This is a genomic window from Niveispirillum sp. FG148 (assembly GCF_057809655.1).
In genome coordinates this window covers 1-8,019 of record NZ_JBMDKJ010000060.1, presented here as the reverse complement: position 1 = coordinate 8,019, position 8,019 = coordinate 1, and the positions used below count along the sequence as shown (strand labels likewise).

General features: G+C 65.4%; 9 protein-coding genes and 1 tRNA gene. 4 read left to right on the top strand and 6 right to left on the bottom strand.

Annotation, left to right across the window (positions count from 1 at the left end; all coding sequences use genetic code 11):
- Positions 1-31: 31 nt before the first annotated feature.
- The 3 genes from ACODTW_RS28025 to ACODTW_RS28015 all read right to left on the bottom strand — a co-directional run bounded on the left by ACODTW_RS28025 (position 32) and on the right by ACODTW_RS28015 (position 2,106).
- A complete protein-coding gene (locus tag ACODTW_RS28025) occupies positions 32-952 on the bottom strand; it encodes a glutathione S-transferase (RefSeq protein WP_488949504.1) in 921 nt (306 codons plus the stop codon).
- A gap of 32 nt (positions 953-984) precedes the next feature.
- Complete coding sequence (locus ACODTW_RS28020; RefSeq protein WP_488949503.1) at positions 985-1,902, bottom strand: class I SAM-dependent methyltransferase; 918 nt, start codon at positions 1,900-1,902, stop codon at positions 985-987.
- A gap of 118 nt (positions 1,903-2,020) precedes the next feature.
- Positions 2,021-2,106 (bottom strand) — tRNA-Leu (locus tag ACODTW_RS28015).
- A gap of 152 nt (positions 2,107-2,258) precedes the next feature.
- Between ACODTW_RS28015 and ACODTW_RS28010 the strand changes: the two genes are divergently transcribed.
- A complete protein-coding gene (locus ACODTW_RS28010; RefSeq protein ID WP_488949501.1) occupies positions 2,259-2,780 on the top strand; it encodes a disulfide bond formation protein B in 522 nt (173 codons plus the stop codon).
- Positions 2,777-3,409: a demethoxyubiquinone hydroxylase family protein gene (locus ACODTW_RS28005; RefSeq protein ID WP_488949500.1), complete on the top strand. Its 633-nt coding sequence runs from the start codon at positions 2,777-2,779 to the stop codon at positions 3,407-3,409. Before ACODTW_RS28010 ends, ACODTW_RS28005 begins: the two co-directional genes overlap by 4 nt.
- 27 nt (positions 3,410-3,436) lie before the next feature.
- On the opposite strand, the gene ACODTW_RS28000 is transcribed toward ACODTW_RS28005, so the two are convergent.
- Together ACODTW_RS28000 and ACODTW_RS27995 are read right to left on the bottom strand one after the other, a co-directional pair.
- The gene (locus tag ACODTW_RS28000; protein ID WP_488949499.1) at positions 3,437-3,862 is read right to left on the bottom strand and encodes a YccF domain-containing protein; all 426 of its coding nucleotides are present in this window, start codon (positions 3,860-3,862) and stop codon (positions 3,437-3,439) included.
- Between the two features lie 72 nt (positions 3,863-3,934).
- Positions 3,935-5,302: a sodium-dependent transporter gene (locus ACODTW_RS27995; RefSeq protein WP_488949497.1), complete on the bottom strand. Its 1,368-nt coding sequence runs from the start codon at positions 5,300-5,302 to the stop codon at positions 3,935-3,937.
- Positions 5,303-5,564: 262 nt separating this feature from the next.
- Here ACODTW_RS27995 and ACODTW_RS27990 point away from each other — a divergent pair, with 262 nt between their 5' ends.
- On the top strand, positions 5,565-5,807 hold the full coding sequence (locus tag ACODTW_RS27990) for a hypothetical protein (protein WP_488949496.1): 243 nt from the start codon (positions 5,565-5,567) through the stop codon (positions 5,805-5,807).
- A 115-nt stretch (positions 5,808-5,922) separates the two neighbouring features.
- Here ACODTW_RS27990 and ACODTW_RS27985 read toward each other — a convergent pair whose 3' ends face one another.
- Positions 5,923-7,230 (bottom strand): 3-phosphoshikimate 1-carboxyvinyltransferase, encoded by a 1,308-nt coding sequence (locus ACODTW_RS27985; RefSeq protein ID WP_488949494.1) that lies wholly within the window; start codon positions 7,228-7,230, stop codon positions 5,923-5,925.
- Between the two features lie 218 nt (positions 7,231-7,448).
- Between ACODTW_RS27985 and ACODTW_RS27980 the strand changes: the two genes are divergently transcribed.
- A complete protein-coding gene (locus tag ACODTW_RS27980; RefSeq protein WP_488949493.1) occupies positions 7,449-7,853 on the top strand; it encodes a TIGR02300 family protein in 405 nt (134 codons plus the stop codon).
- Positions 7,854-8,019 lie beyond the last annotated feature (166 nt).

Sequence of the window (8,019 nt, the reverse complement as noted above, 5' to 3'; positions counted from 1 at the left end):
ACACAACGCAACCAGATTCTTCACAGCATCGTCACTTTCTTGAAATCAGACGGAAAACATAGCCCAGACGGGGGAAATGGACGCGGACGGGGCCCAAGCCATCAGGCTGATGATCGAGCGCGATGCGGGTAGCGGACAGCGCGGCCAGATTTCCCAGCGACGATTCCTTCCCGAAGCTTTCCGGCTGTACAGCCATGGGCAGGCCAAGCGCCGGTGTCCCCGGTACATCCAGATGCGGGGGGAGATCGTTCGGGGTGGCGGCAGCCGCCACGTCATGCGCGGTGGCGGCCGGGATCTCCTGCCGGTCTCCATGGCCGAAGGCGGTCATCCGGTCCAGCCAGGCTGTCAGCGGGCCGGCCTTCAGCCCCAGACGGGTCAGGCCATCGACTCCCCCCAGAAACCACAGCGTATGATAAAGCTGGAAATCGGCCATCGATGGTCCCTGCCCGCCCAGGAAGTCGCCGGCCTGGGCGACACCGTTTTCGATGATGGGAAGCAGCGCCCGGACATTGCCGGCCAGCGCCGGAAGGGCCGCCTTCATCTGGGTGCGGTCCAGCACGGCCCCCAGCATGGCGCCGCGGTCGGCCAGGAAGGCGTCGGGCAACTCGTCCGCCTTCACCGCCAGCGCCAGGCGAGCGGCCCGCCAGAAGAAATCGGCCTCCGCCCACAGGCCCGTCAGCGCCTGGGCAGCGGCTGCCGGCCCCGTGGCCAGGGCCGGACCGGGCAACACCTGTTCCAGCCGCTCGATCATCAGGCTGGTGTCACAATAGATGTCGGCCCCGATCTGCAGTACCGGCGTGCGGCGATAGCCGCCGGTCAGCCGCGTCAGGTCGGGCTTGGGCGCCACGGACGGAACCAGCACCGACTTCCACGCCGCCCGCTTGAAGCCCAGATAGGCACGCATCTTCTCCGAATAGGGGGAGGCATCATAATGGTGCAGGATAATGTCCATGATGATCTCTCCCCCGGGATCCGGATATCAGGTCAGTTGGCAGGCTTCACGAATCGCAGGGTCATGCGATCGCTTTCCCCGATGGCCAGATATTTATCGCGGTCCTGATCCTTCAAGGTCAGGGTTGGCGGCAGGGTCCACACACCCTTGGGATGGTCCTTGGTGTCACGCGGGTTGGAATTGATCTCCGACGTCGCCACCAGTTTGAAGCCGGCATCGGTCGCCAGCTTGATCACATAATCCTCCCGGACATAGCCGTTGGGGGCCTTGGGATCCTGCGGCTGGTCCTTGTTGGCGCGGTGTTCGACCACGCCCAGCACGCCGCCGGGTTTCAGCGCCTTGAACATGGCCTTGAACGCATCCTCCGCCCAGCCGGCGCCCATCCAGTTATGGACATTGCGGAAGGTCAGGACGCGGTCGACGGACCCGGCCGGCACGAAATCCAGCGCCTTGGGGCCGAATCCGACCACCTGGGTGTTGCCATAGAGGTCGGGCTTGGCCGCCAGCTTGTCCTTGAAACGCTGGATGGCGGCCAGCGTGTTGGGAGAGGCGCCGTTCGGATCGGCCCCCGCCGCAATATAGGTGCCGTTGGCGTTCAGCAGCGGCCCCAGCACCTCGGTGTACCAGCCGCCACCGGGCCAGATCTCCACCACCTTCATCCCCGGCTCCACGCCGAAGAATTCCAGCGTCTCGACAGGGTGACGCCACGGGTCACGGGCCTTGTTCTCCGGGGAACGCTGATCGCCGGCCAGAACGGGACCGAGCGCATCGCGCAACCCGGCAGCGGCGACCTGGGTCGCGGCCGCAGAATCGGCGGCCATTGCCGGTGACAGGGGCAGGGCCAGGGCCGCCGTCAGCAGCAGCGGCTTCAGCAGGGAGTGACGCATGGGCTTTCCTTCCGCGATCTTGCGGATGCCGACGGCATCCGGAATGCGGGCAAGGTTAACCATGGGACGCGGCGGCACCAAGCAGCCGTTCGGCCTATCCGGCAGATGGACCGGATAGACATGCCCATATTGGCCCCAATGGCGGAGCGGGCTTGTCTTACCGGCAATGTCTGGGAAGGATTGGTGCCCCCGGTCGGACTCGAACCAACACGCCCTTGCGGGCAACAGATTTTGAGTCTGCCGCGTCTACCATTTCGCCACGGAGGCACCGAGCGCATCAACGCGAGGCGGCACTATAGTGATGATGTGATCGCGGTCAATGAAATCCTGCACCCTGGCGCGCATAGGGACAGGCGCGGCCATCCGTCCCAGGCGACGGACGCTTTGCGACGGTTCCACACCATCATATAGTCGGCGGCATGATGAACCATACAGACACCATCCTCGCCCGCCTGACGGGCGCGCCCCGCCTGCCCTCGCTGCTGTTGGCACTGTCCGCGGCGGGTGCGTTGGCTACGGCCTTCGCGTCCCAGTATTGGGGCGGGCTGAACCCCTGTGAAATGTGCTGGTGGCAGCGCTATGCCTATATGGCCGCCCTGCTGCCGCTGCTGCCGTCGGCCCTGCTGGTGCTGGACCGCAGTACCCGGCGCCTCAGCCTGCTGGCCGGCGCTGCGGTGTTCCTGGTCGGGTCGGGTCTGTCGCTTTTCCATGCGGGGGTGGAACAGAAATGGTGGCAGGGCTTCACGGCCTGCACCGCCCCGGTCAGCGCCGGCGGGCTGGAAGATCTGCGCGCCGCCATCCTGGCGGCACCGGCGGTACGCTGTGACGAGATACCCTGGTCGCTGTTCGGCATTTCCATTGCCGGCTACAGCGCCATTGCCAGCCTGCTGCTGGCCCTGTTTGCCCTGAAGGCAGCCTATTCCGCGGAGTCGGCACGATGACAAACCATAATCCTGGCCTGCCTGTACATGTCCTGGCCCCCCGCCCCCTGTCGGAGCCGGACCTGACCGACAGCGACGCGGCACCCATCTATGCCCGGCCCCGACACCTGCCGGGCGATGCCGGGGCGTCGCTGGAACGGATGATCCGCGTCGATCAGGCCGGCGAATATGGGGCCACGCGCATCTATGCGGGGCAACTGGCGGTGATGGGCAAGGGAGAGAAGGGGCCGATGATCCGCCATATGGCGGAACAGGAGCAGGTCCACCTGAAGACCTTCAATGATCTGGCGCGCGCGCGCGGCGTGCGGCCAACGGTGCTGCAACCCTTCTGGCATGTGGCGGGCTGGGCGCTGGGAGCCGGGACGGCGGCCCTGGGCAGCCGCGCCGCCATGGCCTGCACCGTCGCCGTGGAAGAGGTCATCGACGAGCATTACGCTCATCAGTCCGAACAGCTGGGCCCGGAGGAGGCCGCGCTGAAGGCGACGATTGAGCAGTTCCGCGCCGAGGAGCTGGAGCACCGCGATATCGGCCTGGCGCACGAGGCGGAACTGGCCACGGGCTATCCCGTGCTGTCGGCCCTGATCAAGGCCGGGTCACGGACCGCGATCTGGTTATCGCAGCGGTTCTGAGAGACCGCGCCGCCGGACGCCGCCCTGTCATCGATAGCGGGCGGCGTCGGCCACTTCACGGTCGACAATGGTCTTGCCGATGGGGGCAAAGGCCAGACCGGCGAATTTGAAATGCTGCAGACCGAACGGGATGCCGATCACGGTCAGGCAGCAGAGCGCGCCCAGGATCAGGTGGCCCAGGCCCAGCCAGACGCCGCTGAACAGGAACCAGATCACGTTACCGATGAAGCCCAGAGGGCCGGTACCGATATCTTCCCGCCCCGTCAGGATTTCGCGGCTGACGGCCACGCGGCCGAAGGGCCACAGCATGAACAGGCCGATATTGAACGCTGCCCGCGCCCAGGGAATGCCCACGATGGAAACGACCATGAGGATGGTCGAGGCGAACCAGGCCAGCCCGGCATTCCAGCCGAACAGCACCAGCCACAGCACATTCATCAGCAGATTGATCATCGACCCTTCCTCCTATGCCCGATAAATCAGGCCCTGGTACGGGGCTTTCCCGACCAGGGCCATTGTGCACGATCAGGCCATGTTGGAAATGACCGCTGCAAGCACACCGGCTGGTGCCACCACCCGTACCAGCAGGCGCCAGAGATTGAACAGCAGCGGGCTTTCAAAGCCCAGCGCCTTCATCGCGTCCTCCCGCGTTACCACCCAGCCGGCGAACAGGGCCAGACAGACCCCGCCGAAGGGCAGCAGGATGTTGGAGGTGAGATAGTCGATCCAGTCGAACCAGGTGCGGGTGCCGCCCAGCGGATGCACATCCGACCAGATATTGAAGGAAAACAGGGTCAGGAAACCGACGATCCAGGCGATGATGCCGCCAGTCCAGGACAAGGCCGCGCGCGACAGGCCCGTGCGGCCCGAGAAAGCGGCCACAATCGGTTCCAGCAGGGAGACCGAGGAGGTCAGCGCCGCGATCGCCAGCAGCACGAAGAACACCGCACCGAAAATCGCGCCGCCCGGCATGGCGCCGAAGGCCACGGTCAGGGTCACGAACACCAGCCCCGGCCCCGCCGACGGATTGAGCCCATTGGCGAAAACGATGGGGAAGATGGCCCCGCCCGCCAGGACCGCCGTCAGGATGGCGGCGAAGACAATGACGACAGAGGTGCGGGGAATGGAAACATGGGCCGGCAGATAGGCACCATAGGCCAGCATCGTACCCAACCCGATCGACAGCGAGAAGAAGGCCTGGCCCGTCGCGGCCAGCACCACATCCACCGTCACGGCGCTGAAGTCAGGCTTGAACAGATAGGCCATGCCGGCAGCGAAATCGCCTTCAATCCCGGCATAGATGCAGAGCACCAGCAGCAGCGCGAACAGAAGCGGCATCATCCAGACCACGGCCTTTTCGATGCCGCCCTGGATGCCCTTGGCAACGGGCACAATGGTCAGCAGCATGAACAGAGCGTGCCAGAAGGTCAGCGCCCAGGGATCGGCCAGCAGCGCATTGAAGACAGCCCCGGTCTGATCCCCCGTCAGGCCGGTCATCTGTCCCGTCAGAAGTTTGGGGATATAGGCCAGAGACCAGCCGGCCACGACCGAATAGAAGGACAGGATCAGCACCGCCGCCAGCACACCGATACCACCGATGGCCCCCCAGAAGGTGCGCCCCGTGTAACGGCGCCCCAGCGCGACCAGCGTGTCGATGGGGCCCTGTCGCCCCATGCGGCCCAAGGTCAGTTCCGCCATCAGGATGGGCAGGCCGACGGCCAGCACACAGATGAGATAGACCAGCATGAAGGCGGAACCGCCGCCTGTACCGATCATATAGGGAAATTTCCAGATATTGCCCAACCCGACCGAGGAACCGATCGCCGCCATCAGGAAGGCGAAACGCGACGACCACTGGCCGGCGGCGGCGCCGGCATTGTCATTGGATTGCAAGTGCCCGTACCCCTCGTGCCGCCCCCGTTTCCGGACCAACCGGTCGTGGAGGGTCATTTTGTCCGATTTTTCAAGCAATAACCCCGGGCGGGTGGCAGCGGCAAGCCCATCGGTGCCGACAGGACGGCGATGGTCTGCACCCGTGACGATTCCTTTACGGAAATGACGACGCCCGCATGGCCGGCAATTTTGCCTTGCGCGCACTGCGGATTGACGGAAACGCCTGCGAGGCCTATTTTATCCACAACGATTGAGGTGTGCGATGGCGATCAGCGGCGTTTCCTCCTACAGCAGTTCCGTGTTCCAGACGCCGGGTGTGCGTCCGCCGGACAACACGACGGGTACCCGCGTGCAGCCCGTGCCCCCCTCGACAGAGGAGCAGACGGAGCGTACGGCCTCTGCGCAGAACCAGCAGCAGACCAACACCAACCCGACCGACAATGAGCGTCAGGAAGCGGTGAGCGCTGGTCGGACGCGCGGCAGCTTCGTGAATATCTCCGCCTGATCTGAGCGGGTATCGGATTGATTCAGAAAGCGCGGCACCTTCGGAGCGCCGCGCTTTTTCTTTGGCCGCCGGGTCTGCGGGACTGGAGCGTATTTCCGGTCGACCGGAAACAGCGCTATTCAGCCAGGCGGAGGACGCCGCCCAGGGTGTTGAAGCCGGCGATCAGTCCGGGATGGCGGTCGATCACGGCGCCCGTCCCGCGCAGGGACAGGGGCGATTGTCCTCGACACCCCCATGCCAGCAAGGCCAGCGCCAGCGGCACATCGCCTTGCACCATTATCGGGGAAGCCTTGGCCGGATGGCCGCCGCCCACCAGCAGATCATCGCCTTCCCAGCGGATCCCAATGCCGGCCGCCAGCAGCGCAGGCATCCGCGGGGTCAGATGATCCCACATCCGCGCAGCACCGGTCAGCCGCGTCTGCCCCACCGCCATGCCCGCCGCCGCCAGCAGGAAGGGCAGAACATCCTGCCATGGCATGGCGGGCGTCAGATCAATGACCGATCCGGTCATCCCGACCGCGTGCAGATGCAGGTCGGCCACCGACAGCCCGTCACACGTTCCGGCACCGGTCGCATGGACATCCGCCCCCAACGCGCGCAGGGCCGGAAGCAGCGTCAGACCGATCCGGTCCATGGCCACGCGCGGCAAGGACAGTGATCCCCCCGGCCGGGCCAGCGCCGCCAGCAGTGCCATGCAGGCCAGATCGGCATCACCAGGCAGGCGGACCGTGCGCGCCGACAGTTCGGCATAGCCCATGACGCCTGTTTCACTGGCGCTGACATCGACCCTCGCGCCGAAATGGGCCAGCAGCCCGTCAATGGCGTGGGGACCGGTCCCGGCGCCCCGGACCGATGTGCGACCGGGAATATTCAGCCCGGCCAGCAGCAAGGCGGCCCGTTCCCATCCACCGTCCACCCCATGGCTGGCCGGCAATGGCTGGGCGGCCCCCGTGACCGTTCCCGGCAGACGCCCGCCAGAGCGCAAAACCAGTCGGGCACCGATTCGCGACAGCGCCGCCGTCAAGTCCGCCCTTATTGGATCATAGCTCTCACAGCGATCAATGGTAGATACGATTGACTGACTTGCCACCATCCCCAACAGCAGCGCCGCCACGGCCCCGCTGCCGCCGGTTTCCAGCACCCGGTCAGGTTCGGCAAGGCCGCCGACGCCCCGCCCCTGCACGGTCACCCCATGGTTGTCCAGCGGACAGGTCTGCACGTCCAATGCGCCCAGCGCACGCCTGAAGACCCGGACTTCCGCCGTGTCGACCAGGCCGGACAGGGTGGACCTGCCCAGTGCCAGCGCCGCACAGGCCATGGCCGACAAGCCGGCAGTCCGGTCGCCGGGCAGTTCCCAGCGGCCATGGAGGGGACCCGGGGCGGGACAAGAGATCAACAAGGGATCGGCAGGGATCGCTGCCATGGGATCAGGACCATCCATGAAGGGGCGCGACAGATCATCCATTGCGACATAGCATGGGGATCGCCAGCCGGAAAGCCGCACCCCCATTCAACGCCGTCCAGCGGCGAAAACAATCGGGGGTACTGTTACTTCCGTTTGACAGGGGCCGCCTGTCATGGCAGATGCGGCCGGAACCGCGGCGCAATTTCTTGGGCGCGCGTTATTGACGGAGGACTGCCGTGGCCAAACCCGAGTGGGGTATTAAGCGCATCTGCCCCAGCTGTGGCTCGCGCTATTACGATATGAAGAAGGATCCGCCGACCTGTCCGTCGTGCGGCACGATTTTCGATCCTGAGGCGTTGCTGAAGTCGCGTCGCGCCCGTCCGATGCCGACGGAAGACACCAAGAAGGTGGTCGCCCCGCGCGATGACGAGGAAGTGCTGGATACGGAAGTCGAGGAGGAATTGGACGAAGCCGCCGAGATCGTCGGTGACGATGTCGATGTCGCCGACGAGCTGGACACCGAGGACGTGGATGACGGCGTCGGCGAGGACGAGGACGTCCTGCTGGAAGATGCCGACGAGCTGGACGATGGCGACGACATGGGCGAAGTCGTCGATGTCCAGGGCGACGAGGAGCCGTAAGCGGCCGTCAGGGGGCGGCGATCCGGAAATCATCGCCCCCTGAAATTTTATGCTTGCGTCGGCGTCGGACTTTGTCCATAAAGCCGCCCACCGCGACGGTCACCCAGACGGCGCGAACGAGTTACGGGGCCATAGCTCAGCTGGGAGAGCGCTACAATGGCATTGT